27 protein-coding genes and 1 tRNA gene are annotated in these 26639 nt (G+C 57.1%); 14 read left to right on the top strand and 14 right to left on the bottom strand.

Going from position 1 to position 26639, the window contains the following annotated elements; genetic code table 11:
- Nucleotides 1-50 precede the first annotated feature (50 nt).
- The 8 genes from ABIE11_RS13630 to ABIE11_RS13595 all read left to right on the top strand — a co-directional run bounded on the left by ABIE11_RS13630 (nt 51) and on the right by ABIE11_RS13595 (nt 6650).
- Complete coding sequence (locus ABIE11_RS13630; RefSeq protein WP_429184691.1) at nt 51-1244, top strand: phage tail sheath protein; 1194 nt, start codon at nt 51-53, stop codon at nt 1242-1244.
- 12 nt (nt 1245-1256) lie between these two features.
- A complete protein-coding gene (locus ABIE11_RS13625; protein WP_105475876.1) occupies nt 1257-1775 on the top strand; it encodes a phage major tail tube protein in 519 nt (172 codons plus the stop codon).
- Nucleotides 1776-1831: 56 nt separating this feature from the next.
- The gene (locus tag ABIE11_RS13620; protein WP_429184690.1) at nt 1832-2140 is read left to right on the top strand and encodes a phage tail assembly protein; all 309 of its coding nucleotides are present in this window, start codon (nt 1832-1834) and stop codon (nt 2138-2140) included.
- Between the two features lie 32 nt (nt 2141-2172).
- On the top strand, nt 2173-2295 hold the full coding sequence (locus ABIE11_RS13615) for a GpE family phage tail protein (protein ID WP_429184689.1): 123 nt from the start codon (nt 2173-2175) through the stop codon (nt 2293-2295).
- The gene (locus ABIE11_RS13610; protein WP_429184688.1) at nt 2285-4726 is read left to right on the top strand and encodes a phage tail tape measure protein; all 2442 of its coding nucleotides are present in this window, start codon (nt 2285-2287) and stop codon (nt 4724-4726) included. The genes ABIE11_RS13615 and ABIE11_RS13610 overlap by 11 nt, the downstream gene beginning before the upstream one ends.
- Before the next feature lie 13 nt (nt 4727-4739).
- Nucleotides 4740-5204, top strand: a complete 465-nt coding sequence (locus tag ABIE11_RS13605) for a phage tail protein (RefSeq protein WP_429184687.1) — start codon at nt 4740-4742, stop codon at nt 5202-5204.
- Complete coding sequence (locus ABIE11_RS13600; protein WP_429184686.1) at nt 5201-6367, top strand: phage late control D family protein; 1167 nt, start codon at nt 5201-5203, stop codon at nt 6365-6367. Before ABIE11_RS13605 ends, ABIE11_RS13600 begins: the two co-directional genes overlap by 4 nt.
- 64 nt (nt 6368-6431) lie before the next feature.
- Complete coding sequence (locus tag ABIE11_RS13595) at nt 6432-6650, top strand: DNA-binding transcriptional regulator (RefSeq protein WP_174348485.1); 219 nt, start codon at nt 6432-6434, stop codon at nt 6648-6650.
- Between the two features lie 166 nt (nt 6651-6816).
- On the opposite strand, the gene ABIE11_RS13590 is transcribed toward ABIE11_RS13595, so the two are convergent.
- Nucleotides 6817-6892, bottom strand: a tRNA-Ile gene (locus ABIE11_RS13590).
- A gap of 125 nt (nt 6893-7017) precedes the next feature.
- On the opposite strand from ABIE11_RS13590, the gene mug reads away from it, so the two are divergent.
- Nucleotides 7018-7524, top strand: coding sequence for a G/U mismatch-specific DNA glycosylase (mug, locus tag ABIE11_RS13585; protein WP_429184685.1), 507 nt, complete (start codon nt 7018-7020; stop codon nt 7522-7524).
- Nucleotides 7525-7601: 77 nt separating this feature from the next.
- On the opposite strand, the gene rpoD is transcribed toward mug, so the two are convergent.
- From rpoD to rpsU, 3 genes are all read right to left on the bottom strand, one after another.
- A complete protein-coding gene (gene rpoD / locus ABIE11_RS13580) occupies nt 7602-9449 on the bottom strand; it encodes an RNA polymerase sigma factor RpoD (RefSeq protein ID WP_100778872.1) in 1848 nt (615 codons plus the stop codon).
- 206 nt (nt 9450-9655) lie between these two features.
- On the bottom strand, nt 9656-11401 hold the full coding sequence (gene dnaG, locus ABIE11_RS13575) for a DNA primase (RefSeq protein WP_100778873.1): 1746 nt from the start codon (nt 11399-11401) through the stop codon (nt 9656-9658).
- A 237-nt stretch (nt 11402-11638) separates the two neighbouring features.
- On the bottom strand, nt 11639-11854 hold the full coding sequence (gene rpsU, locus ABIE11_RS13570) for a 30S ribosomal protein S21 (protein WP_001144069.1): 216 nt from the start codon (nt 11852-11854) through the stop codon (nt 11639-11641).
- Between the two features lie 227 nt (nt 11855-12081).
- On the opposite strand from rpsU, the gene tsaD reads away from it, so the two are divergent.
- Nucleotides 12082-13095: a tRNA (adenosine(37)-N6)-threonylcarbamoyltransferase complex transferase subunit TsaD gene (gene tsaD / locus ABIE11_RS13565; RefSeq protein WP_100778874.1), complete on the top strand. Its 1014-nt coding sequence runs from the start codon at nt 12082-12084 to the stop codon at nt 13093-13095.
- Between the two features lie 74 nt (nt 13096-13169).
- Here tsaD and ureG read toward each other — a convergent pair whose 3' ends face one another.
- The 8 genes from ureG to plsY form a co-directional block, all read right to left on the bottom strand.
- On the bottom strand, nt 13170-13787 hold the full coding sequence (ureG, locus tag ABIE11_RS13560; RefSeq protein ID WP_102104800.1) for an urease accessory protein UreG: 618 nt from the start codon (nt 13785-13787) through the stop codon (nt 13170-13172).
- A gap of 9 nt (nt 13788-13796) precedes the next feature.
- Nucleotides 13797-14471: an urease accessory protein UreF gene (locus ABIE11_RS13555; RefSeq protein WP_429184684.1), complete on the bottom strand. Its 675-nt coding sequence runs from the start codon at nt 14469-14471 to the stop codon at nt 13797-13799.
- A gap of 14 nt (nt 14472-14485) precedes the next feature.
- Entirely contained in the window at nt 14486-14944 is a 459-nt protein-coding gene (gene ureE, locus ABIE11_RS13550) for an urease accessory protein UreE (protein WP_100778877.1), read from the bottom strand.
- A gap of 9 nt (nt 14945-14953) precedes the next feature.
- Entirely contained in the window at nt 14954-16657 is a 1704-nt protein-coding gene (ureC, locus tag ABIE11_RS13545; protein WP_429184683.1) for an urease subunit alpha, read from the bottom strand.
- A complete protein-coding gene (locus ABIE11_RS13540; protein ID WP_102104796.1) occupies nt 16650-16970 on the bottom strand; it encodes an urease subunit beta in 321 nt (106 codons plus the stop codon). The genes ureC and ABIE11_RS13540 overlap by 8 nt, the downstream gene beginning before the upstream one ends.
- Nucleotides 16971-16980: 10 nt before the next feature.
- The gene (locus ABIE11_RS13535; protein WP_039031754.1) at nt 16981-17283 is read right to left on the bottom strand and encodes an urease subunit gamma; all 303 of its coding nucleotides are present in this window, start codon (nt 17281-17283) and stop codon (nt 16981-16983) included.
- 9 nt (nt 17284-17292) lie between these two features.
- The gene (locus tag ABIE11_RS13530; protein WP_429184682.1) at nt 17293-18120 is read right to left on the bottom strand and encodes an urease accessory protein UreD; all 828 of its coding nucleotides are present in this window, start codon (nt 18118-18120) and stop codon (nt 17293-17295) included.
- Between the two features lie 137 nt (nt 18121-18257).
- Entirely contained in the window at nt 18258-18872 is a 615-nt protein-coding gene (gene plsY / locus ABIE11_RS13525) for a glycerol-3-phosphate 1-O-acyltransferase PlsY (protein WP_100778881.1), read from the bottom strand.
- Between the two features lie 107 nt (nt 18873-18979).
- Between plsY and folB the strand changes: the two genes are divergently transcribed.
- Together folB and bacA are read left to right on the top strand one after the other, a co-directional pair.
- The gene (gene folB, locus ABIE11_RS13520; protein WP_102104794.1) at nt 18980-19348 is read left to right on the top strand and encodes a bifunctional dihydroneopterin aldolase/7,8-dihydroneopterin epimerase; all 369 of its coding nucleotides are present in this window, start codon (nt 18980-18982) and stop codon (nt 19346-19348) included.
- A gap of 105 nt (nt 19349-19453) precedes the next feature.
- Nucleotides 19454-20275 (top strand): undecaprenyl-diphosphate phosphatase, encoded by an 822-nt coding sequence (bacA, locus tag ABIE11_RS13515; protein ID WP_100778883.1) that lies wholly within the window; start codon nt 19454-19456, stop codon nt 20273-20275.
- A gap of 14 nt (nt 20276-20289) precedes the next feature.
- Here bacA and ABIE11_RS13510 read toward each other — a convergent pair whose 3' ends face one another.
- Nucleotides 20290-21531, bottom strand: a complete 1242-nt coding sequence (locus ABIE11_RS13510) for a multifunctional CCA addition/repair protein (protein WP_429184681.1) — start codon at nt 21529-21531, stop codon at nt 20290-20292.
- A gap of 61 nt (nt 21532-21592) precedes the next feature.
- Nucleotides 21593-22213, bottom strand: coding sequence for a TIGR04211 family SH3 domain-containing protein (locus ABIE11_RS13505; protein WP_100780817.1), 621 nt, complete (start codon nt 22211-22213; stop codon nt 21593-21595).
- Between the two features lie 229 nt (nt 22214-22442).
- Here ABIE11_RS13505 and ABIE11_RS13500 point away from each other — a divergent pair, with 229 nt between their 5' ends.
- Together ABIE11_RS13500 and glnE are read left to right on the top strand one after the other, a co-directional pair.
- Nucleotides 22443-23744, top strand: coding sequence for an inorganic triphosphatase (locus tag ABIE11_RS13500; protein WP_123428404.1), 1302 nt, complete (start codon nt 22443-22445; stop codon nt 23742-23744).
- Between the two features lie 20 nt (nt 23745-23764).
- Nucleotides 23765-26620: a bifunctional [glutamate--ammonia ligase]-adenylyl-L-tyrosine phosphorylase/[glutamate--ammonia-ligase] adenylyltransferase gene (gene glnE, locus ABIE11_RS13495; RefSeq protein WP_429184717.1), complete on the top strand. Its 2856-nt coding sequence runs from the start codon at nt 23765-23767 to the stop codon at nt 26618-26620.
- Nucleotides 26621-26639 lie beyond the last annotated feature (19 nt).

Raw genomic sequence — 26639 nt, 5'->3', positions numbered from 1 at the left:
CGTGTACACAACAGAAAATAGTTGCACCCTTACACCACGGAGTTTAACGGATGAGCGACTATCATCACGGCGTGCAGGTCATCGAGATTAATGATGGCGTGCGCACCATTTCCACCGTCTCAACGGCCATCATCGGCATGGTCTGCACGGCCAGCGATGCTGACGAGACGGTTTTCCCTCTCAATCAGCCGGTGCTGATTACCAGCGTGCAAACCGCTATCGGTAAAGCCGGTAAACAGGGCACGCTTTCACAATCCCTGCAGGCCATCGCCGACCAGTGCAAACCGGTCATTGTGGTCGTGCGCGTGGCAGAAGGCGTCGACGACCCCGACGACCCTGACGCGGCGCAGAAACAGACTATTTCCAACATCATCGGGACGACTGACGAAAACGGGAAATATACCGGGCTGAAAGCGCTGCTGACGGCCCAGACCGTCACCGGCGTTAAGCCGCGTATTCTCGGCGTGCCGGGGCTGGATTCGCAGGAAGTGGCGACCGCGCTCGCGTCGACCTGTCAGAGCCTGCGCGCCTTTGGCTATATCAGTGCGTGGAACTGTAAAACCATTTCCGAGGCCATCGATTATCGCGAGAATTTCAGCCAGCGTGAGCTGATGGTTATCTTCCCTGATTTTCTGGCGTGGGACACGACGGCGAACGCGACGGACACCGCCTGGGCGACGGCGCGCGCGCTGGGTCTGCGTGCCAGAATCGACCAGACGACCGGCTGGCACAAAACCCTGTCAAACGTCGGCGTGAATGGCGTTACCGGCGTCAGTGCCTCGGTCTCATGGGATTTGCAGGAGCCAGCGACCGACGCCAACCTGCTTAATCAGGCCGGTGTCACCACGCTTATTCGCAACGACGGCTTTAAGTTCTGGGGAAACCGCACCTGCTCGGATGACCCGCTTTTCCTGTTTGAGAACTACACCCGTACCGCGCAGGTGCTGGCCGACACCATGGCGGAGGCGCACGCGTGGGCGATGGATAAACCCATTACCCCGACGCTGATTCGCGACATCGTCGCCGGTATCAATGCCAAATTCCGCGAGCTGAAAAACAACGGCTATATCGTCGATGGCTCCTGCTGGTACGACCCGGAGTCGAACGACACCGCGACCCTGAAAGTGGGGAAACTGTATATCGATTACGACTACACCCCCGTCCCGCCGCTGGAAAACCTGACCCTGCGCCAGCGTATCACCGATACCTATCTGGCGAACCTGTCGGACTCGGTCAACAGCTAAGGAGCTGAAAGCATGGCATTACCGCGCAAACTTAAATATCTGAACATGTTCAATGACGGCCTCAGTTACATGGGCGTCGTGGAATCCGTCACCCTGCCAAAGCTGACCCGCAAATTTGAGAAGTATCGCGGCGGCGGGATGCCGGGCTCGGTATCGATTGATCTCGGTCTCGATGACGACGCGCTGTCGCTTGAGTGGACGCTCGGCGGTCTGCCCGACGTTGACCTGTGGGCGCAGTACGCCTCGCCGGGTGCTGACAGCGTACCGCTGCGCTTTACCGGCTCGTATCAGCGCGACGACACCGGCGCGATTTCTGCCGTTGAGGTGGTGATGCGTGGTCGTCACAAAGAATACGACGGCGGCGAAAACAAGCAGGGCGAAAGCGGGACGACCAAAATGTCGACCGAATGCAGCTACTACCAGCTCACGATTGACGGGAAAGAAGTCATCGAGATTGACGTGATTAACATGGTGCTGAAAGTCGACGGCGTCGACCGTCTGGCGGAGCACCGCAGGGCGATTGGCCTGTAATCCCTGACCCGGTCAGCAAGGCTGGCCGGTCACTTAACTTTGAAGAGATAAATATCATGGAAAACACCAAAGAAACCGACGTTACCAAAACCGAAAACCCGAACGTTGTGATCCTCGATACGCCACTGATGCGCGGCGAGCAGAAAATCGGGCAAATCACCCTGACCAAACCGAACGCGGGAACCCTGCGCGGTGTGTCGCTGGCGGCGCTGGCGCAGTCTGACGTCGATGCTCTGATTAAGGTACTGCCGCGCATGACCTGGCCGTCACTCACTGAACATGAGGTCTCGCGTCTGGATGTGTCCGACCTGATTTCGCTCGCCGGTAAGGTGGTCGGTTTTTTGTCTCCTGTTTCGGAACGCTAAAATTTCCCGAAAACCTGTCGGTCGATGACCTGATGGCGGATATCGCGGTGGTTTTTCACTGGCCGCTATCAGAGCTGAATTCCCTGAGCGTGACCGAGCTCTTTACGTGGCGCGAGAAAGCGCTGCAACGTAGCGGAAACCATCATGAGCAATAACGTCAGACTTGAGGTGCTGCTGAACGCAGTCGATCGGGCAAGCCGACCGCTTAAGGCTATCCAGAACGCCAGTAAATCCCTGTCTGGCGATATCCGCAATTCACAGAAAAACCTGCGCGAGCTTAACGCGCAGGCATCCCGCATTGACGGATTCAGGAAAGCCAGCGCACAGCTTGCCGTGACCGGTCAGTCACTGGAAAAGGCAAAGCAGGAGGCGGCGGCCCTTGCGACTCAGTTTAAAAACACCGAGCGCCCGACACGCGCGCAGGCGCAGGTGCTCGAATCGGCTAAACGTGCCGCCGATGGGCTGCAGACGAAATACAACAGCCTCACCGAATCCATTAAACGCCAGCAACGCGAGCTCGGCGCGGTGGGGATTAATACCCGCAATCTGGCGAATGATGAACGTGGGCTTAAGTCGCGCATCAGCGAGACCACCGCACAGCTCAACCGTCAGCGTGAGGCACTGGCGAAAGTCAGCGCGCAGCAGGCAAAGCTTAACCAGGTAAAAGCGCGATATCAGGCCGGTAAATCGATGGCCGGAAGTATGGCGGCTGCGGGTGCTGCGGGTGTTGGTATTGCCACGACAGGAACGCTCGCCGGGGTGAAACTGATGCTGCCGGGCTTCGATTTTGCGCAGAAAAACTCTGAGCTGCAGGCGGTGCTGGGTGTCGAAAAACAGTCGTCCGAAATGCAGGCGCTGCGCAAACAGGCGCGACAGCTCGGCGACAATACTGCCGCCTCTGCAGATGACGCGGCCAGTGCGCAAATCATCATTGCCAAAAGTGGCGGCGATGCGGCGGCCATTCAGGCGGCGACGCCGGTCACGCTGAATATGGCGCTGTCGAATCAGCGCTCGATGGAAGAAAACGCCGCGCTGCTGACCGGGATGAAATCCGCCTTTCAGCTTTCCAACGACAAAGTCGCACACATTGGTGACGTGCTCTCGATGACGATGAACAAAACCGCCGCCGATTTTGACGGGTTAAGCGACGCGCTGACGTATGCCGCGCCGGTGGCGAAAAATGCCGGGGTGAGTATCGAGGAAACCGCTGCGATGGTGGGTGCATTACACGACTCGAAAATCACCGGCTCAATGGCGGGAACGGGGAGCCGTGCCGTGCTGAGTCGCCTGCAGGCACCGACCGGTAAAGCCTATGACGCCATCAAGGAGCTCGGGGTTAAAACGTCTGACAGCAAGGGAAACACGCGCCCGATCTTTTCCATCCTGAAAGAAATGCAGCGCAGTTTTGAGAAGAACAATCTCGGCACCGGCCAAAAAGCCGAATACATGAAAACCATTTTCGGTGAGGAAGCCAGCTCGTCGGCAGCGGTGCTAATGGCGGCCGCGTCGACCGGCAAACTCGACCAGCTTACCGCTGCGTTTAAAGCCTCGGACGGCAAGACGGAGGAACTGGTCAAGGTGATGCAGGACAACCTCGGCGGCGACTTTAAAGAGTTCCAGTCGGCGTATGAGGCGGTCGGCACTGACCTTTTTGACCAGCAGGAGGGTTCACTGCGTAAGCTGACGCAGACGGCCACGCAGTATGTGCTCAGGCTCGATGGCTGGATAACGAAAAACAAGGGACTGGCGACCACTATCGGTGTGGTGGTGGGTGGTGCGCTGGCGCTGATTGGCGTGATGGGCGGGATTGGCCTGATTGCGTGGCCGGTCATCGCGGGGATTAACGGCATCATCGCCGCTGCCGGTCTGCTGGGTGGGATTTTTTCGGCTGTGGGTAGCGCGATTGTCGCAGCTCTTGGTGCAATCACTCTGCCGGTGGTGGCCGTTGTCGCGGCTGTCGTGGCGGGTGCGCTGCTGATTCGTAAATACTGGGAGCCGATTAGCGCCTTTTTCTCGGGTGTGGTGGAGGGGCTCAAAGCGGCCTTTGCGCCGGTCGGGGAAATGTTTGCCCCGCTCGCGCCGGTGTTTGACACCATCGCCGAAAAACTCGGTGTCGTCTGGAAGTGGTTTAAGGACCTGCTTGAGCCAGTGAAAGCCACGCAGGAGACGCTCGACAGCTGCAAAAATGTCGGGGTGGCCTTTGGTAAGGCGCTGGCGGATGCGCTGATGTTACCGCTCAATATCTTTAACAGCATAAGCGGCAAAGTCAGCTGGCTGCTGGAAAAGCTCGGGGTGGTGAAAAAGGAATCCAGCGACCTTGACCAGACGGCGGCGAAAGCAGACAAGGCTGCACCGGGTGGCGGGTACATCCCGCAGACCGCAGGGTATGGTGGTTATCAGGCTTACCGGCCAGTGACGGCCTCTGCCGGGCAGTCCTATATCGACCAGAGCAAAAGCGAGTACCACTTTAACCTGCAGGGTGGGGCAGCGCCGGGCAGTGACCTCGACCGCCAGCTACGCGAGGCCGTCGAAAAAGTCGACCGTGAAAAACGGGCACGCCAGCGCTCCAGCATGAGACACGATTAAGGGAGGGAAACACATGCTAATGGTGCTGGGCTTTTTTGTGTTTGAACGGCATACCCTGCCGTATCAGTCTATGCAGTATTCGAAGGATTACCGCTGGGCGTCTAATGACCGCATCGGCAAGTCACCGGCGTATCAGTTTCTCGGGGAGGGGGAAACCTCCCGCACCCTGTCAGGCACGCTTTACCCTGAAATCACCGGCGGTCGCCTGTCGCTGACGGCGGTCGAACTGATGGCGAACGAGGGGCGCGCGTGGCCGCTGATTGACGGGACGGGTCTAATCCTCGGGATGTATGTCATCGAGAAAGTAACCCATACGCACACCGAGTTTTTCAGCGATGGCCAGGCGCGCAAAATCGACTTTAGCCTGTCGCTGAAACGCGTCGATGATTCTGTCGCGGCCATTTATGGCGACCTGAAAACGCAGGCCGACAATCTGGTCACGTCTTCCGGTAACTTGCTCGGAGGGCTGGCGGGATGATAACGGGAATGAACGTACAGGCCGGGGCGAAGATAGCGCCTGGGTATATGCTCACGCTCGATGGCGCGGATATTACGCAGAATTTCAGCGACCGGCTCATCAGTCTGACCATGACCGACAATCGCGGATTCGAGGCTGACCAGCTCGATATCGAGCTCGATGATGCTGACGGACTGGTCGAGCTGCCGCCGCGCGGCGCATCGCTGACGTTGTGGTTAGGCTGGGAGGGCTCGGCCTTGCTGAACAAGGGGAGCTTTACAGTCGATGAAATCGAGCACCGGGGCGCGCCCGATACGCTGACCATCCGGGGGCGCAGCGCAGATTTTCGCGGGACGCTGAATTCACGCCGCGAGCAGTCATGGCATGACACCACGCTCGGGGTAATTGTCGATACCATCGCGCAGCGTAACAAACTCACGGCCTACGTCGCTGAGACCCTGAAAGCGATCGCCGTGCCGCATATCGACCAGTCGCAGGAATCCGACGCGGCGTTTATGGCGAGGCTGGCGGAGCGTAACGGCGCATCGGTCTCGATGAAATACGGGAAACTGTTATTCCTGAAAGCCGGTAGCGCGATGACGGCCAGCGGCAGGTCTATCCCGCAAATGACCGTCGAACGTGGCGACGGCGACCGGCATCAGTTCGCTATTGCTGACCGGGAGGCGTACTCCGGCGTGACGGCGAAATGGCTGCATACCAAAGACCCGAAACCGCAAAAGCAAAAGGTGAAGCTGAAACGCAAACCGAAAGAGAAACACCTGCGCGCGCTGCAACACCCGAAAGCCGTCAAAGCACCGGCAAAGAGCCAGGTGAAAAAGGAGCAGGAGGCGCGAGAGGGGGAGTATATGGCCGGTGAGTCTGACAACGTGCTGGAGCTCACGACCATTTTTGCTTCAAAGGCGCAGGCGATGCGCGCGGCTCAGGCGAAGTGGGATAAATTGCAGCGCGGGGTGGCGGAGTTTTCGATTACGCTCGCCACTGGGCGGGCAGATTTATTTCCTGAAACGCCGGTTGCGGTGAAAGGCTTTAAGCGCGTTATAGACGAGCAGGCGTGGATAATCAGCCGGGTGGTGCATAACCTCAACGGGAACGGCTACACGACGGGCTTAGAGCTTGAGGTGAAGATTTCAGATGTTGAATACTTGGCTGAAGATCTCGATTAAATTGATTTCGCAAAAAGAGAATTTTAGGTATTATTGTTTCTCTTTTTGAGAATTCGAGGTGTTCATGTTCCATTGCCCAAAATGTCAGTACGCGGCACATGCGCGAACCAGTCGCTACCTTAGCGAGAATACCAAAGAGCGATACCACCAATGTACAAACATAAATTGCAGTTGTACGTTTGTCACAATGGAGTCAATTGAGCGATTTATTGTCACTCCCGGTGATATCACTCCAGTACCACCCCATCCGTCATCTAGTGGTCAGAGACAATTGTGGATGTAACCGAAACCCGCCTTGTGCGGGTTTCTTGTTTTTTAGGGCGCTAAAAAAAGAGCTTATGCGATGGAAGGATTTTTACTGCTGCGACACTTTTGCGACACACGGCTGATAGATAACAAAAAGGCCACTCGCGGAAGTGGCCTAACTGTATGTATTTACTGCTTAAATTTGGTGGCCCCTGCTGGACTTGAACCAGCGACCAAGCGATTATGAGTCGCCTGCTCTAACCACTGAGCTAAGGGGCCGTGGCGGTGAATTATAAAGTAACTCCCTGCTGCAATCCAGCCATTCCCTCCTGCCTGCTGTTTTTATAAACAACGCATTATCAATCCTTTATACTAACTACAAGATACATTCATTGGGGAGTGAGATGATCAACGATATTCTGGCACCGGGGCTGCGGGTGGTGTTCTGCGGGATCAACCCAGGCAAGTCCTCCGCCCATACGGGTTTTCACTTCGCCCATCCGGGAAATCGTTTCTGGAAGGTCATTCATCAGTCAGGATTCACCGATCGGCTGCTCAAGCCTGAAGAGGAGCAGCATCTGCTGGATACCCGCTGCGGGATTACCATGCTGGTGGAGCGCCCGACAGTCCAGGCTACAGAGGTGAATCTGCATGAGCTGCGCAGCGGCGGGCGGGAACTGGTGAAGAAAATAGAAGATTACCAGCCTTCGGCGCTAGCGATCCTTGGCAAGCAGGCGTACGAGCAGGCCTTTAGCCAGCGCGGTGCGCAGTGGGGAAAACAGAGGATTACGATTGGCATGACGCAGGTGTGGGTGCTGCCAAATCCGAGTGGGCTAAACAGGGCGACGCTCGACAAGCTGGTCGAAGCCTATCGCGAACTCGATGAGGCGTTGATGGTGCGAGGGCGCTAGGGGGTTGTGGTTCTGCTGTGCTGAAAAAAGATGAAAAAAAAGCTCCCGGTTGGGAGCTTTTTACTTTTCAGGGCCGATTAATCGTCGAGGAAGCTACGCAGAACTTCAGAACGGCTCGGGTGGCGCAGTTTGCGCAGGGCCTTCGCTTCGATCTGGCGAATACGTTCGCGGGTAACGTCGAACTGTTTACCCACTTCTTCCAGCGTGTGGTCGGTATTCATATCGATACCGAAACGCATACGCAGGACTTTCGCTTCACGCGCGGTGAGGCCCGCAAGAACGTCGTGAGTGGCAGCACGCAGGCTCTCGGTAGTCGCAGAGTCCAGCGGCAGCTCGAGGGTGGTATCCTCGATGAAATCACCCAGATGCGAATCTTCATCGTCGCCGATTGGCGTTTCCATGGAGATAGGCTCTTTGGCAATTTTCAGCACTTTACGGATCTTGTCTTCTGGCATCAGCATGCGCTCAGCCAGCTCTTCTGGCGTCGGTTCGCGGCCCATCTCTTGCAGCATCTGACGGGAGATACGATTGAGTTTGTTGATCGTCTCAATCATATGCACCGGAATACGGATGGTGCGCGCCTGATCCGCGATAGAGCGGGTGATCGCCTGACGGATCCACCAGGTTGCGTAGGTGGAGAATTTGTAACCGCGACGATATTCAAACTTATCAACCGCTTTCATCAGACCGATGTTACCTTCCTGGATCAGATCCAGGAACTGCAGACCACGGTTGGTGTATTTCTTCGCGATAGAAATAACCAGACGTAAGTTAGCTTCAACCATCTCTTTTTTCGCACGGCGGGCTTTCGCTTCGCCGATGGACATGCGACGGTTGATATCTTTAACCTGCTCGATAGTCAGGCCGGTCTCTTCTTCGATTTGACGCAGTTTCTGCAGGCCGCGCTGAACATCATCAGCCACGTCGTGCAGTTTTTCAGACCAGGGTTTGTTCATCGCGATAGCCGCGTTGAACCAGGTTTCGCTGGTTTCGTTGCCGGTGAACAGGGTGATGAAGTTCTTTTTCGGCATTTTGCACTGTTCAACGCACAGCTTCATGATGATACGTTCTTGAGTACGAACGCGGTCCATCATGACGCGCATGCTGTTCACCAGGTAGTCGAACTGTTTCGGCACCAGGCGGAACTGTTTGAAAACTTCAGACAGTTTCTGAATCTCGGCCTGAGCGGCGGCATGGCTGCGACCTTTGGCTTTGATGGTGTCGCGAGCCAGTTCGTACTGGGTACGCAGTTCGCCAAACTTCTCGCGCGCCAGCTCAGGATCGATGCTGTTGTCGTCATCGCTGCTGTCATCGTCGCCGTCTTCTTCCTCTTCGTCTTCGTCATCATCCATCTCTTCCTGAGACAGTTCAGAACCGACGTGGGTCGCGGTTGGCGCCAGATCTTCTTCAGCATTCGGATCGACAAAACCGGTGATCAGGTCAGAAAGACGCGCTTCTTCGGCTTCGACGCGATCGTACTGCTCAAGCAGATAGGTGATCGCTTCAGGGTATTCGGCAACGGAGCACTGAACCTGGTTGATCCCATCTTCGATGCGTTTCGCGATGTCGATTTCGCCTTCGCGGGTCAACAGTTCAACGGTGCCCATTTCGCGCATGTACATGCGCACCGGGTCAGTGGTACGCCCGATTTCAGACTCAACGCTGGACAACACCTGTGCAGCGGCTTCTTCTGCATCTTCGTCGGTGTTGTTGGAGTTTTCAGCCAGCAACAGATCATCGGCATCCGGTGCTTCTTCCATCACCTGAATGCCCATGTCGTTGATCATTTGGATGATGTCTTCGATTTGATCTGAATCGACGATATCTTCCGGCAGATGGTCATTGACCTCGGCATAGGTCAGATAGCCTTGCTCCTTACCACGTTGGACAAGAAGTTTCAGCTGTGACTGCGGGTTTTGCTCCATAAGACGGTATCCACACTTAATTCGTTTAATTGGTGTCGGCGGTGTCGCTGCCAACCTTTGAAGCGAGGGCGTACTTATATTTTTGCCGCTGCCTCTCAGTGCGGCTGCCGGGGGCTTCCCGATCGATATTCGGCACTTAAGCCGTTAAATGCTGCATCCTTCACGTTGTCTCTGCTTTGATACAACGTGAACGGTTTTTGTTCCGTTTATTTCTTTGCCAGTTCCTGATTTAACATCCAGAGTTCCCGGCGCTCTTCGCTGCTTAAGCCATGTGTACGCTCGCGAGCAATCAGCTCTTCCTGGCGCAGTTCAAGCATCGAATCAAACATATGGTTGAGTGAGTCGGTGAACGTTTTTTCTGCAATGTCCTTATCAGCTATATCGTCCCACATCGACAGTTTTTCAAGGGTGGCGGCCTCTTTTGTGCCGCGATAGTGCTCTAACAGTTGGCCGGTAGTCAGACCTGGTTGCGACAGACACGTGTTGACCAGTTCTGAAAATAAGCCAAGTCCTGGCAGCTTTTCATGGTTCAACCCCGCGAGCGGCGGGACTTGCGGCGCCAGCTCAGGGTTTTGCACCAGTAACCCTATCAGTATACGCATGGTTGTGCGTTTTAGCTGTGGCGCGGGGCGAACCGCACCGCTTTCAGCCAGTTTAGGCATTAAACGTTCAAGCTGACTGTCATCCAGAATGCCGAGCTTGTTGCCGAGCTCCTGGCGCAGGTAAATGCGCAGCGTTTCTCCCGGAACCTGAGAAATCAGCGGCAGTGCCAGCGTGCTCAGCTGGGCGCGTCCGTCTGGTGTGCTCAAATCCACCTGCGGCATCAGGCTGTTAAACAGAAACGTGGAGAGTGGCTGAGCCTGCTCCATCCGCGCTTCAAACGCCGCTTTGCCCTCTTTACGCACCAGCGTATCCGGGTCTTCACCGTCGGGCAGGAACATAAAGCGCAGCTGGCGCCCGTCGGTCATATAAGGTAGTGCAGTTTCCAGCGCACGCCAGGCGGCATCGCGTCCGGCACGGTCACCGTCATAACAACAGATGACATTGTTCGTCGCCCGGAACAGGAGCTGAATGTGGTCGGCGGTGGTGGACGTTCCCAACGACGCAACCGCGTAGTTGATGTCGTACTGCGCCAGCGCGACCACGTCCATATAGCCTTCGACCACCAGTAAACGCCGGGGTTCAGCGTTATCCTGCTGGGCTTCATAAAGGCCATACAGCTGGCGACCTTTGTGGAAAATATCGGTTTCCGGGGAGTTGAGGTATTTCGGCATGCCGTCACCCAGCACGCGTCCACCAAAACCAATTACCCGGCCTCGTTTGTCGCGAATGGGGAACATCACCCGCTCGCGGAAACGGTCATAGCTTCGTCCCTGATCGTTTGTCACCAGCATGCCGGCATCGATCAGAGATTTACGATCTTCGCTATTGCCACCAAAACGCTTTAATACGTTGTCCCAGCCGGGCGGGGCGTAACCAATAGCGAAACGCGCAATCACATCGTCGCTCAATCCGCGCTGTGTCAGATACTGACGCGCAGGTTCAGCTGCATGTTGCTTAAGAGACTGTTGGTAAAACGAATTCAGACCGTCCATCAGCTGGTAAAGCGTTTGTCGTTGATGGCGTTCTATCTGACTCGGACCGCTGCCTGCTTCGTAAGGCACTTCAAGGTTGTGCATCGCCGCCAGTTCTTCGACGGTTTCCACGAACTCGAGTTTGTCGTAGTTCATCAGGAAATCGACAGCATTCCCGTGGGCGCCACAGCCAAAGCAGTGGTAAAACTGTTTTTCACCGTTTACGGTGAAAGAGGGGGTTTTTTCGTTATGGAACGGACAGCACGCATGGTAGTTCTTGCCCTGCTTTTTGAGCTTTACCCGCGCGTCGATAAGATCGACGATGTCGGTTCTGGCCAGCAGGTCATTGATAAATACGCGTGGAATTCGTCCAGCCATAGGCCCCGTAAAATTACACCTTATCCCTCAAGCTGCTTCTGCGTTGGCTGCGCTCGTTAACCCTGTCACTTACTGATGTAAGCGCTGAGGATTCACTCCCTTGCCGCCGTGATGCGTCTTGAATGATTTTGTGTATTTGCTAACGCATAAACGAAAATAAGCCGCGCATTCCTTCCGGAAGCACGGCCTTACGACTATAACTCAGTCTGACCATTGAGGGCGTATGCCCTCAACAGATTAGTACAGACGAGTACGGCGTGCGTTTTCGCGAGCCAGTTTCTTCGCGTGACGTTTCACAGCAGAAGCTTTAGCGCGTTTACGTTCGGTAGTCGGTTTTTCATAGAACTCACGACGACGAACTTCCGCCAGAACACCTGCTTTCTCGCATGAACGCTTGAAGCGACGCAGTGCTACGTCGAACGGCTCGTTTTCACGTACTTTAATTACCGGCATGTAACTCTCACCTTTGATAAATTCGGTTTGCCGCTGGCATCGGCGCCAGCTTATTTCAAAATGGTGCGGAATTTTACTGCAACTCATGCTGCTTTGTAAAGCACCAATGCCGTTTTTGAACGGGACTTTTGTAAGGGGTAAGAGTATACACGAACTCACCCCTCAGGGTATACATCGACCCGCATTCGCCCTACACTGCGCGGTACAGAAAAGAGGTAAATTAAGCCATGCGTGTACTGGGTATTGAAACATCCTGCGATGAAACCGGCATCGCCATTTACGACGACGAAAAAGGTCTGTTAGCCAACCAACTGTATAGTCAGGTGAAATTACACGCTGATTACGGCGGAGTGGTGCCGGAGCTGGCGTCGCGCGACCACGTGCGTAAAACAGTTCCCCTGATTCAGGCGGCGCTGAAAGAGTCCGGTTTGACCCCAAAAGATATCGATGCGGTTGCCTATACTGCAGGCCCGGGTCTGGTCGGTGCGCTGCTGGTTGGCGCCACCGTAGGGCGTTCGCTGGCGTTTGCGTGGGATGTTCCGGCGATTGCGGTTCACCACATGGAAGGGCACCTTCTGGCACCGATGCTGGAAGAGAATCCGCCAGAGTTTCCGTTTGTGGCGCTGCTGGTTTCCGGCGGTCATACCCAGTTGATCAGCGTGACCGGTATTGGCGAGTACGAACTGCTGGGCGAGTCCATTGATGACGCCGCCGGTGAAGCTTTCGATAAAACCGCCAAACTGCTGGGCCTGGATTATCCGGGTGGCCCAATGTTGTCGAAACTGGCGTCTCAGGGCGTTGAAAAACGTTTTGTTTTCCCGCGTCCAATGACCGACCGCCCCGGGCTGGACTTCAGCTTCTCAGGCCTGAAAACGTTTGCGGCGAATACCATTCGCAACAATGAAAATGACGATCAGACTCGCGCTGACATCGCTCGCGCCTTCGAGGATGCGGTGGTGGATACCCTGATGATCAAGTGCAAACGCGCGCTGGATCAGACAGGCTTTAAGCGCCTGGTGATGGCGGGGGGCGTGAGCGCTAACCGTACGCTGCGCGCGAAGCTGGCGGAGATGATGCAAAAACGTCGCGGCGAAGTGTTTTACGCGCGTCCGGAATTTTGCACCGATAACGGCGCGATGATCGCTTACGCGGGCATGGTGCGTGCGAAAGCAGGCGCGACGGCGGATTTGAGCGTTTCTGTGCGCCCACGCTGGCCGCTGGCGGAGCTGCCTGCGGCGTAAGTGTCTGTCTTGCCCGGTGGCGCAACGCTCACCGGGCCAACAAATGTGCGGCCTGCAATGCCTGCGAATCCCGCTTAAACCTTCAGCATCCCTTTCACTTCTAAAAAATCTATAATCTTCGCTAATCCGTCGCCTGCTTTCAGGTTGGTAAAGGTCCACGGGCGTTCACCGCGCATCCGGTTTGTGTCGCGCTCCATCACCTCAAGAGACGCCCCGACGTACGGCGCCAGATCCGTTTTATTGATCACCAGGAAATCCGATTTGGTGATCCCCGGCCCCCCTTTGCGCGGGATCTTTTCCCCCTCGGCAACGTCAATCACATAGATCGTCAGATCCGCCAGCTCCGGGCTAAAGGTGGCGCTCAGGTTATCGCCGCCGCTTTCAACAAAAATCAGATCCAGATTGCCAAACTTCTCGCTCAAGGCCTCAACGGCGGCGAGATTCATGGAGGCATCCTCGCGGATCGCGGTATGCGGGCAGCCGCCAGTCTCCACGCCGACAATGCGATCCGGCTCCAGCGCCCCGGCTTCCGTCAGGATGCGCTGATCCTCTTTGGTGTAGATATCGTTAGTCACAACGGCGAGCTGGTAGGTGTCGCGCATCGCTTTGCACAGGGATTCCAGCAGAGCGGTTTTACCCGACCCGACCGGGCCACCCACGCCCACGCGCAGGGGATGTTTGTATTCAGCCATAAAAAATCCTCAGGATCGGAATAACCGTGAATATTGTGTTTCGTGACGCGCAGAGGCGATGGCCGAGAGCGGCGTCGCCGCCCCCAGCTCGTCATCGCTGCGCTCCCACGCCTGACCGAGCTTTGCAGCAAAATGGTCGCTCAATTCGATAATTAACTGCTGCGCGGCCTGCTGTCCGAACGGCACCAGTTTTACGCCCGCCATGACGGCGCTCTCCATCCAGCTGTAGCCAAGGCTCAACGCTAAAGACTGGACGTCAATGTCCCAGCGCACACCGAGCCAAGCCATGCCGCACAGCTGGCTGCTGGAAAACAGCGGTAACCACTCGGGCGGGCACTCCGGCTCCCAGCTCTTAATCAGCCGGGTAAAGGCCGCGCCGCGATTGCGCTCTTCCTCACGCAGCTCACGCGTTTCGCGGCAGGCGAGCAAATACGCCGTCCAGCGTTTTGCGGCGGCAATGTCGTGCTGCTCACAGGCGCGGTACAGACGGATAAACAGCGGCAGATCGACGCACAAAAAGCTCCGCTCCATCTGCTGAATTTGCCACTGCCTGAACTCAGCCGCGGTGGAAATCCAGCCCGCTTCCACCGCCCACTCCAGCCCCTGGGACCAGGTGAAAGAGCCGACCGGCAGACTGCTGCTGGAGAGCTGCATCAGGCGTAACTGCTGGCGGTTGTGCTCCATTCCTTCAGGGCACCTTAATGGGAATGTGCATGCGCATGACCGTGGGTTTCGCTGGCATAGGCCCCGGCTTCCGGTTCAAACGGCAGATGAGCAAAAGTCACGTCGAGATCAAACTGGCGCAACATGTCATCGAGCACGTGATCGTGGTGGTAGCGCAGCTCGCCGGGCATGATTTGCAGCGGAACGTGGCGGTTGCCGAGGTGATAACAGGCGCGCGCGAGCAGATAGGGATCGGCGCAGCGCACTACCGACACCGACTCCGGCGCGGCAATCACTTCGATCACTTCCAGACCGTCATCGGTGGTGAGCAGATCGCCGCCTCGCAGCAGCAGCCCGCGCGGCAGCATTAGCCCCGCTTCGCGCCCGTCGTTCAGCGCCACGCGGGCGCGGCTTTTCACCCGCACATCAATCGGCAGCGTGACGCTTGCGGTGACCGGGTGCGGGTGATCAAGGCGTTGGGTTAAGTAGATCATCATCTCTCCTCAGAACAGGAAATAGCGTTGCGCCATCGGCAGGACATCTGCCGGTTCGCTGGTTATCAGTTCACCGTCCACGCGCACCTCGTAGGTTTGCGCATCCACGGTGATGTTCGGCTGCAGGCTGTTGTGGATCATGTCGGCCTTTTTCACCGTCCGGCAGCCTTTCACCACGGCGATGGCGCTTTGTAAGTTAAGCTGCTGCGGGATGCCGCCGGTTGCTGCGGCCTGGGAGACAAACGTCAGCCGCGTGGCGTGGCGTGCGGCGCCCAGCGAGCCAAACATCGGGCGATAGTGCACCGGTTGCGGCGTGGGAATTGATGCGTTGATATCACCCATCGGTGCACAGGCGATCATTCCGCCTTTAACGATGGTGGCGGGTTTAACGCCAAAAAACGCGGGTGACCAGACCACCAGATCCGCCAGTTTTCCCGCTTCAATCGAACCGACCTCGTGGGCGATCCCATGGGTCAGTGCCGGGTTAATGGTGTACTTGGCGACATAGCGTTTGACGCGGAAGTTGTCGTTTTCCCCGGACTCTTCCGCCAGCGGCCCGCGCTGCACTTTCATGCGGTGCGCCACCTGCCAGGTCCTGATAATCACTTCGCCCACGCGGCCCATTGCCTGGGAGTCTGAAGAGGTCAGCGAGAAAGCGCCGATATCGTGCAACACATCTTCGGCGGCTATGGTTTCCCGGCGGATACGTGATTCGGCAAAAGCCACGTCCTCGGCGATATCCGGATCGAGGTGATGGCAAACCATCAGCATATCGAGATGCTCATCGATGGTGTTGACCGTGTACGGCAGGGTCGGATTGGTGGAGGAGGGCAAAACATTCGGATGCGCGCAGGCGGTAATAATATCCGGCGCATGGCCGCCGCCCGCCCCTTCGGTATGGAAGGTGTGAATGGTTCGCCCGCCAATCGCCGCCAGCGTATCTTCGACAAAGCCCCCTTCGTTCAGCGTGTCGCTGTGCAGCGCCACCTGAATGTCCATCTCTTCGGCAACCTCCAGCGAGCAGTTAATCGCCGCGGGCGTCGAGCCCCAGTCTTCGTGGATTTTCAGCCCGATAGCGCCCGCTGCAACCTGTTCGCGCAGGGCGTCAGGATTAGACGCGTTGCCTTTGCCCAGCAGGCCGATATTCACCGGCAGGGTATCGGCGGCCTGTAACATCCGCGCGATATACCACGGCCCCGGCGTACAGGTAGTGGCGTTGGTGCCTGCCGCGGGGCCGGTTCCGCCGCCTATCATGGTGGTGACGCCGGAGACCAGCGCCTCTTCCGCCTGCTGCGGACAGATCCAGTGAATGTGGGTGTCGATCCCGCCGGCGGTGACGATCTTACCTTCGGCGGCGATCACTTCTGTCGCCGCGCCAATCGGGATCGTCACGCCGGGCTGGATATCCGGGTTCCCGGCTTTGCCGATGGCGAAGATCCGGCCATCTTTGACGCCGATATCCGCCTTCACGATCCCCCAGTGATCGACGATCAGCGCGTTAGTCAGCACCAGATCCACGCACGCCTGCGCCTTCATCTGCCCCTGTCCCATGCCGTCGCGGATCACTTTCCCGCCGCCAAATTTCACCTCTTCGCCGTAAATCGTGAGATCGTTTTCCACCTCGATCCACAGTTCGGTGTCGGCCAGCCGCACTTTATCGCCCGTGGTAGGGCCAAACATATCGGCATACGCCTGACGCGAAATCTCAGCCATTGTGGTCCTCCAGTTCGCCCATCACTTCCCCGCGAAAACCGAAAATGCGCTGCGCCCCGGCGACCTGTACCAGCGTCACTTCGCGCTTTTGCCCCGGTTCGAAGCGCACCGCAGTGCCCGCCGGAATGTTAAGGCGATAGCCTTTTGTGGATTCGCGATCGAATTTCAGGGCCGGGTTCACTTCGTAAAAGTGGTAATGCGATCCCACCTGAATCGGTCGATCGCCGTGATTTTCGACGATCGTGCGCTGGGTTTTGCGCCCCACGTTAAGGGCAATCTGGCCGGGTTTAATCTGATATTCGCCTGGGATCATCGGTTTCCCCTCACAGGATCGGGTTGTGAACGGTGACGAGCTTAGAGCCGTCCGGGAAGGTGGCTTCCACCTGAATATCCGGGATCATCTCCGGCACGCCCTCCATCACCTGCGCGCGCGTCAGCACATGGCGACCCGCTTCCATCAGCTCCGCCACGGTTTGCCCGTCGCGCGCCCCTTCCATAATGAAGGCGCTGATCAGCGCGACCGATTCCGGGTAATTAAGTTTGACGCCACGTGCGAGGCGGCGCTCCGCGACCAGCGCGGCGGTGAACAGCAACAGCTTGTCTTTTTCTCTGGGAGTCAGTTCCATAGGATTCTCTTAGGTCTGCCAGATTCGGGGGGCGTGAGGCGCTTTAGCAGTAACCTGCGGTCGCAGGTATCGCCAGATGTCGCGCATCGCCTGCTGGCAAATCAGGTTGTCGTGAGAGAGAAAACGCACCGACAGCAGGCCATCGGTGAGCGTTGCTCCGGCAAAATTCCCAAGGGCTGCCAGCCGTTCGCGCACGCCGTCCAGCAGAGCTTCGTTCGCCGGATAACAGAGCAGGGTGCCTGTCCACGGATGAGCCGCCACCGGCGTGAGATCGCCGTCGCGCAGATGCTGACGTTCCACGAGCAACGGTTCATCGTCGAGCCACACCTCCAGCCGACTTTCCAGGTTGCCGTGGCTGAAGGTTTCACCGATCACCGGACGGCCCAGGCACAGCAGCTCCCACGCCAGCAGGGTACTGGAGTGATGCAGATGGAACACCGAGCGAAGCCGGGCGTCAGCGCCGGGGAAAAAAATCGTGTCCTGCGGCAGCCACTCAAGCGTCGCCTGCTCCTCAACATAAAAATGCTGATTAAGATGCGCCTGCGCGCCGCCGCTACGGTAAAACTTGCTGGCACCCGGCATGGTGATCAGCGCATGGCTGTTCGCTGCGAGCTGGACTGAAATATCAAGCGAATCGCCGCCGACAATGCCACCGGGCGGGTGCAACAGATAGAGATGACAGGTTTCGTCTTCGGGATAAAACGGACGCTGAACGGTAAGGGGGCCGATGTGTCGCGCCGAGTGCAGGACGGTTTTTTGCGGGGTGTGGCGAAACTGCAACGCAAGCGACGCCTGCCAGCCTTTATACGCGTTATCAGTCACCTGGGTTGCTAACATGCTGCATCCATCCGCTCGCCATTTTCTGCTTCAGTATGCCCTGGCAGAAATGAACCCTGTCATATGAGTCGCTTATGGATAGATGAAAAAAAACCGGCTCATTTCTGAGCCGGTTTCTGGGATTCTCGTGGTCCGAACTATTGCGGATCTTTTTTCTTTCTCTTAAATCGGGTCCAGATTTTTGTTTCCTGGCGGCGCCACAGACGCTGAATGTTGTCGTGATGACGCAGGAGAATCAGGCAGGAGAGCATGGAGACCGGGAAGGTGAACTGGGGTTTAAACCACCAGACATAAAACGGGGCGATCAGCGCACTGACAATTGCGCCCAGCGACGAGTAGCCGCTCAACAATACGCTTAGCAGCCAGGTGCCAGCCATCACGCCGGTCAAATCCCAGCCGATGGGGGCGATTGCGCCAAACGCAGTGGCGACACCTTTGCCGCCTTTAAAACCAAAGAATATCGGCCAGATGTGGCCCAGACAGGCAGCGATGGCGATAAGCCCCAGCCAGAACGGCGTGACGCCCAGCGCATAGGCGCCCCAGACGGGTAACATCCCTTTCAGAACATCAAAGATCAATACCGCTACGGCTGCTCCCTTGCCGCCAATTCGTAATACATTGGTCGCCCCTGGATTCCCGGAACCGCTGACGCGAGGGTCAGGCAATCCGGCGATGCGGCAGACCAGAATGGCGCTGGAGATTGAGCCGCAAAGGTAAGCGAGGAAGATCATTCCAGGCGCGATTGCACTCATAACGCTGTTCCGTTTTGAAAATGTATCTGTATTCTCTGCATCTGTGGATAATACGCATAATTCGCCGGAAGTGGTATCCGGTTTAGCCAAAAAGCAGGCAGGTCGTGATGGATATTGTATTTATAGAGCAACTTTCGGTAATCACCACAATTGGTGTTTACGACTGGGAACAGACCATCGAGCAGAAGCTGGTGTTCGATATCGAAATGGGCTGGGATAACCGCCTGGCCGCAAAAAGTGATGATGTTAAAGACTGCCTGAGCTATGCGGATATCAGCGAAACGGTGGTGAAGCATGTCGAAGGGCAACGTTTCGCGCTGGTGGAGCGCGTAGCGGAAGAGGTGGCCGAACTGCTGTTAAGCCGTTTTAATTCGCCGTGGGTGCGCATTAAACTCAGCAAACCGGGTGCCGTGGCGCGCGCGGCGAACGTCGGCGTGATCATTGAGCGTGGCAAAAATCTTAAAGCAAAGATTTAACGTCATAATCGCTAAACCATTTTCGGTTATACCGGTCTTAAAGCTGTCTCTTTCACGGCGTCCATTGAGGTTCGCCGTTTTTTACATTTTTAGAAGGGTTAATAGATGAGCGATGTACACTCGCTGCTGGTGGCGGCAATACTGGGTGTGGTCGAAGGATTGACGGAATTTTTGCCCGTTTCCAGTACCGGACACATGATCATTGTCGGTCATTTGCTCGGCTTTGAAGGCGAAACGGCAAAGACGTTTGAAGTGGTCATTCAGCTGGGTTCCATTCTGGCCGTGGTGGTGATGTTCTGGCGTCGCCTGTTCGGTCTTATCGGCATTCACTTTGGCCGCCCGCCGCAGCACGAAGGCGAGGGGAAAGGGCGTCTGACGCTGATTCACATCCTGCTTGGGATGGTTCCGGCGGTGGTGCTGGGGCTGGTTTTCCACGACACGATCAAATCGCTGTTTAACCCAATTAACGTGATGTATGCGCTGGTGGTCGGCGGTGTGCTGCTGATAGCGGCGGAACTGCTGAAACCCAAAGAGCCGAAAGCGCCGGGTCTGGACGATATGACCTACCGCCAGGCGTTTATCATCGGCTGCTTCCAGTGTCTGGCGCTCTGGCCGGGCTTTTCCCGTTCAGGGGCGACCATTTCCGGCGGGATGCTGATGGGCGTGAGCCGCTATGCGGCGTCCGAGTTCTCGTTCCTGCTGGCAGTGCCGATGATGATGGGTGCCACCGCGCTGGATCTCTATAAGAGCTTCCACTTCCTGACGGTGGGTGACATTCCGATGTTCGCCGTGGGCTTTGTGACCGCGTTCCTGGTCGCGCTGGTAGCGATCAAAACCTTCCTGCAGATCATCAAACGTATCTCGTTCATCCCGTTTGCGATCTACCGCTTTATCGTCGCAGCGGCCGTTTACGTGGTCTTCTTCTAAGCCACTCACTGCCCTCAGTCTTTTGGCTGAGGGCAACGCGTTTCCTTCCAGTCCGTTACCGCCTGAATCCGCCGTTTAGTTAACTCGTCGCGGATTGCCGGGCCTTTAAATCCGGCTTCAACCACGTCTTTCGTCGGCACCGCTCTGGCGATCTCCCACGCTTCGCGCAGCAAACGTCCTTGCGGATAGTCGCAGGCTTCAAAGCCGGTGCGCCCACGTACGTCTGCTTCGCTGGTCAGAGCGATCTGCTCGACGCGCTGCGGTTTTCGCCACGCGTCAATGCTGTCGAACAGCTTCACGATGGTGGCCGGTTTGAGGATCGGGAAGGTGTGGATCAGGTCGTGGAATTCAGCGACCAGCTTCGCCAGATCGCGGATCTCATTGGGCACGCGCAGGCGCTGGCAAATATTGTCTACCAGTTTGACGCCCGCCGGGCCGTGCCCGTGATGGCGCGGCCAGAGCGCTTTCGGCGTTAATCCTTTGCCCAGATCGTGACAGAGCGTAGCGAAACGCACATCCACGTCCGGGCTGAGCATCGCCGCCATACTTAACGTCATCAGGGTATGAACGCCGGTATCGATTTCCGGATGCCACTTCGCCGGAGCCGGGACGCCAAACAGGGCGTCGATTTCCGGGAACAGCACCTTCAGCGCCCCGCAGTCACGGAGCACCTGGAAAAAGACCTGCGGATTGCGGGTAGTAAGGGCGTTCTCCGTCTCTTTCCAGACGCGTTCCGGCGTGAGATGTTCCAGCTCGCCCGCGTCGGTCATGGCGGTCATTAAGTCCATGGTTTCGTCGGCGATGCGGAAGCTCAGATGGGCATAACGGGCAGCGAAGCGCGCCACGCGCAGGACGCGCAGCGGATCTTCAGAGAAGGCCGGGGAGATGTGGCGTAAAATTCGGTTGTGCAGATCGTCCAGGCCGCCGTAGGCGTCGACGATATGACCGTCGTCGTCCTGTGCCAGGGCGTTAATCGTCAGATCGCGGCGCAGCAGATCCTGCTCGAGCGTAACGTCCGGCGCGGCATAGCAGGTAAAACCGGTGTAACCAAAACCGGCTTTGCGCTCCGTGCGCGCCAGGGCGTACTCTTCGCGGCTTTTAGGGTGAAGAAACACAGGAAAATCGCGGCCTACCTGCTGGTAGCCCGCGTTAAGCATCTCTTCTGGCGTGGCGCCCACCACGACCCAGTCTTTATCTTTGACCGGCAGACCTAACAACGCATCACGAACCGCACCACCGACCAGATAAATCTTCACGCCGTAAACTCCCCAATTCTCTTTTCACCTGATAATACGTAAGTATGGTGAATAAGACGAATTAGTTCATCCAGCGATCTTTACGCTTACGGCTTGGGATCAGATGTGGCAGAACCAGACCGAGTACCAGACCTACGCCCAGCACGCCGCCGCCATACATAAACCACTGCATGATGATGGTGCGCTGTTTGTCATCGAGCTGCAGATTGGCGGCGCTCACTTTTTTCTGCGCCACAATCAGCTCGTTTTTAAGCTTCTGGTTCTCTTCTTTCAGGCCGTTGATCACGCTGTCACTCTGGGCCACTTTCTGCTGCATTTCAGCCGTGCGCTGGTTCCAGGTGGTGTCGATATTAGTCAGCTTATCGGTCAGGGTTTTCACCTGATTTTCCAGATCCGGCACACGGGTGCGCAGGCTTGGCACGGTGCTCAGCTCTTTCAGCGGGATCCATGAAGTACGGCCGGTACTGTCGCGCACCTGACCGTAATTACTGTCCTGATTTGTTTGTAACAGAACCACTTCCTCGCCGGCATTCACCGTACCCACGAGGCGATAATTATCTCCAGGGCCGCTACGTACCCAGGTGTTCAATTCGTCGGAAACATAACGTTTCTCTTCAGCGTGGACCGCAGTCGCGGCGCTGAAAGCAAGTAAAGTCAGTCCAATCAGGCGTAATTTAAGCATCATTAGTCGTTATTTTCATAAAAAGTGGAACGATAGTAGTGGCAACAGTGTCTCCACGCAAAGCATTCGTCAGCAATCGGAATCATCTGTGTCACGGCATCAGACTTTTACACCCCTCAAATTGCTCATTGCGTGGCAATTTGGCGCAAAATACTATGTACTGACAAACAAATGGCGAGGAAGTTCGCCTTCATTGACGCGGCTGTGACGCAACCGAAAGTACAGGGCTATGGCACAAGAGATCGAATTAAAATTTATCGTCGAAACGGGCAGCGTTGATGCGCTGCGTAACCATCTGAATCAACTGACCAGCGAGCACCACGAGCCGGTGCAACTCCTCAATATCTATTACGAAACGGCGGATAACTGGCTGCGTCGTCACGATATGGGGCTGCGCATCCGTGGTGCGAACGGGCGCTATGAAATGACGATGAAAATTGCCGGGCGTGTGGTAGGTGGTTTGCATCAGCGTCCTGAATACAATATCGACATTGAAAAGCCAGAACTTGAGTTGAATCGTCTTCCGGCGGAAGTCTGGCCGAACGGTGAACTGCCGGACGGTCTGTCAGCGCAGGTTCAGCCGCTGTTTAGCACCGATTTCTGGCGTGAAAAATGGCTGGTGAACGAAGGTAAAAGCCGCATCGAAATTGCCCTCGATCGGGGCGAAGTGAAAGCGGGCGAGTTCCAGGAACCGATTTGCGAGCTGGAGCTTGAACTGCTGGAAGGCAGCGCTGACGACGTGCTCAAACTGGCACGTAAGCTGGTGGGCCAGTCGGGTCTGCGTCAGGGCAGCCTGAGCAAGGCCGCGCGCGGCTACCATCTGGCGGCGGGAAATGCGCCGCGTCAGGTGAAAGCCACCACCATCCTGCACGTGGCACCTAAATCAAGCGTTGAGCAGGGTCTGGAAGCCTCGCTGGAGCTGGCCCTGAGCCAGTGGCAGTACCACGAGGAGCTGTGGGTACGCGGCGTAAGCGACGCGAAAAAACATGTGATTGCGGCGATGGGCCTGGTACGCAGCACCCTGACGCTGTTTGGCGGCGTCGTACCGCGTAAAGCGAGCACTCACTTACGTGATTTCCTGACCCAGACCGAAACGCTGATGGCCACTGACGTCTCTGCCGAAACTGCGGTCTACAGCCCGCAAACCGCGGCCGCCAAACTGGCGTTAACGGAATTCCTGGTGACGCGCGGCTGGCAGCGTTTTCTGGATGATAAAACCCAGAAGAAAATCGCCGAGTCGTTTAAGCGTTTTGCGGATACCCATTTGTCCCGCAGCAACTCCGAGCTGAAAACCATTTTTGACCGCCCGCTGGGCGATCAGTACAGCGATCAGCTGGTACGTCTGAATCGTGATATCGACAGCGTTCTGCTGTTATCGGGAAGCTACGATGGGCCGAAAGCGCAGGCGTGGCTGGAGAACTGGCAGGGGCTTCGCCATGCCATTGAGACGCGCCAGCGTATTGAAATCGAACATTTCCGTAACGAGGCTATTTCGCAAGAGCCGTTCTGGCTGCACAGCGGAAAACGTTAACTCAGGCAAGGAACCCCATGATGCCGCTTTCTTCACAGCTTCAGCAGCACTGGCAGACGGTTTGTGCGCGTCTGCCGGAGTCATTACCCGCCGCCTCACTGAGTGAGCAGGCGCAGCAAGTGCTTACTTTTAGTGATTTTGTGCAGGAGAGCATCACCGCGAATCCTGACTGGCTGGCTGAACTGGAAGTGGCACCGCCGCAGGCCGACGAGTGGCAGCACTATGCTCAGTGGCTGAACGACGCGCTGGCAGAGGTGGCAGACGAGCCGACGCTGATGCGCGTTTTACGCCAGTTCCGCCGTCGCGTGATGGTGCGTATTGCCTGGGCGCAGTCGCTGGCGCTGGTGAGCGAAGAGAGCACTCTGCAGCAGCTGAGCTGTCTGGCGGAAACGCTGATTGTCGCCGCGCGCGACTGGCTGTACGACGCCTGCTGCAAAGAGTGGGGCACGCCGTGCAGTGAAGAGGGCACGCCGCAGCCGCTGATGATTTTAGGCATGGGGAAACTGGGCGGCGGTGAGCTGAATTTCTCGTCGGATATCGACCTGATCTTCGCCTGGCCGGAAAAGGGCGCGACCCGTGGGGGCCGCCGCGAACTGGATAACGCGCAGTTCTTCACCCGTCTCGGCCAGCGGCTGATCAAAGCTCTGGATCAGCCAACCCAGGACGGTTTCGTCTATCGCGTGGATATGCGCCTGCGCCCGTTCGGTGATAGCGGCCCGCTGGTGCTGAGCTTTGCCGCGCTGGAAGATTATTACCAGGAGCAGGGGCGCGACTGGGAGCGCTACGCGATGGTCAAAGCGCGGATCATGGGCGACAAAGACGACATCTACGCCAGCGAATTGCGCGCCATGCTGCGCCCGTTCGTGTTCCGCCGCTATATCGATTTCAGCGTTATTCAGTCCCTGCGTAATATGAAAGGGATGATTGCCCGCGAGGTGCGCCGCCGGGGTCTGAAAGACAACATCAAGCTCGGCGCGGGCGGTATCCGTGAAATCGAATTTATCGTGCAGGTGTTCCAGCTGATTCGCGGTGGGCGTGAGCCGTCCCTGCAGTCCCGCTCGCTGCTGCCGACGCTGAACGCCATCGAACAGCTGCATCTGCTGCCGGAGGGTGACGCGCAGACTCTGCACGATGCCTATCTTTATCTGCGTCGCCTCGAAAACCTGCTGCAAAGCATCAATGACGAACAGACCCAGACGCTGCCGGGCGACGATCTGAACCGCGCGCGGCTGGCCTGGGGCATGCGCGTTGACGACTGGCAGAGGCTGACGGAGACGCTGGACGCCCATATGGCGGGCGTTCGACGCATCTTTAATGATTTGATTGGCGATGACGAGAGCGAATCGCCGGACGACACGCTGTCCGAACACTGGCGCGAGCTGTGGCAGGATGCGCTGCAGGAAGATGACACCACGCCAGTGCTGGCGCATTTGAGCGACGACGACCGTCATCGTGTGGTGGCGCTGATCGCCGATTTCCGCATGGAGATGAACAAACGCGCCATCGGCCCGCGCGGACGGCAGGTGCTCGACCACCTGATGCCGCACCTGCTGAGCAACGTCTGCTCGCGGGCGGATGCGCCGATCCCGTTGTCGCGCCTGACGCCGCTGCTCACCGGCATCATCACCCGCACGACCTATCTTGAGCTGCTGAGTGAATTCCCCGGTGCGCTCAAACATTTAATTTCACTCTGCGCCGCGTCGCCGATGGTGGCGAGCAAACTGGCGCGCTACCCGCTGCTGCTGGATGAGCTGCTTGACCCTAACACCCTCTATCAACCGACAGCGATGGATGCGTATCGCGACGAACTGCGTCAGTATCTGCTGCGCGTGCCGGAAGAGGACGAAGAGCAACAGCTCGAAGCGCTGCGTCAGTTTAAACAGGCCCAGATGCTGCGCGTGGCGGCGGCCGATATCGCGGGCACCCTGCCGGTGATGAAAGTCAGCGACCATTTAACCTGGCTGGCGGAAGCGATCATCGACGCGGTAGTCCAGCAGGCCTGGAGCCAAATGGTCGTGCGCTACGGTCAGCCAAAACACCTGGCGGATCGCGAAGGACGGGGTTTTGCCGTGGTCGGCTACGGCAAACTGGGCGGCTGGGAGCTGGGCTACAGCTCCGATCTGGATCTGATTTTCCTGCACGATTGCCCGGTGGATGTCATGACCGATGGCGATCGCGAAATCGACGGGCGTCAGTTCTACCTGCGACTGGCGCAGCGCATTATGCACCTCTTCAGCACCCGCACCTCCTCCGGGATTTTGTACGAAGTGGATGCGCGCCTGCGCCCGTCCGGCGCGGCGGGGATGCTGGTCACGTCCACCGAATCGTTTGCGGATTACCAGCAAAACGAAGCCTGGACGTGGGAGCATCAGGCGCTGGTGCGTGCCCGCGTGGTGTACGGCGATCCGCAGCTGAAAACGCAGTTCGACGCCATTCGCCGTGATGTGCTTACCGCAACGCGTGAGGGCCAAACCCTGCAAACCGAAGTACGAGAGATGCGTGAGAAGATGCGCGCTCATCTCGGAAACAAGCATCGCGATCGCTTTGATATCAAAGCCGATGAGGGCGGGATCACCGATATCGAGTTTATTACTCAGTATCTGGTGCTTCGTCATGCACACGACAAGCCGAAGCTGACGCGCTGGTCTGATAACGTGCGCATTCTGGAACTGCTGGCGCAAAACGACATTATGGATGAGCAAGAAGCGCAGGCGTTAACCCACGCCTACACCACGCTTCGCGATGAATTGCATCATCTGGCGTTACAGGAGCAGCCGGGCCATGTGGCGGCGGAATGTTTCAGCATTGAGCGAGAACGCGTTCGAACCAGCTGGCAGAAGTGGCTGGTGGAACCGTGCGTAACAAAACAAGTGTGATATTATCGCGCGCAAATTG

The sequence above is a fragment of the Lelliottia sp. 489 genome (assembly GCF_050435885.1).
GTDB lineage: Bacteria > Pseudomonadota > Gammaproteobacteria > Enterobacterales > Enterobacteriaceae > Enterobacter > Enterobacter nimipressuralis.
This window is presented reverse-complemented; position numbering and strand designations above follow the sequence as displayed.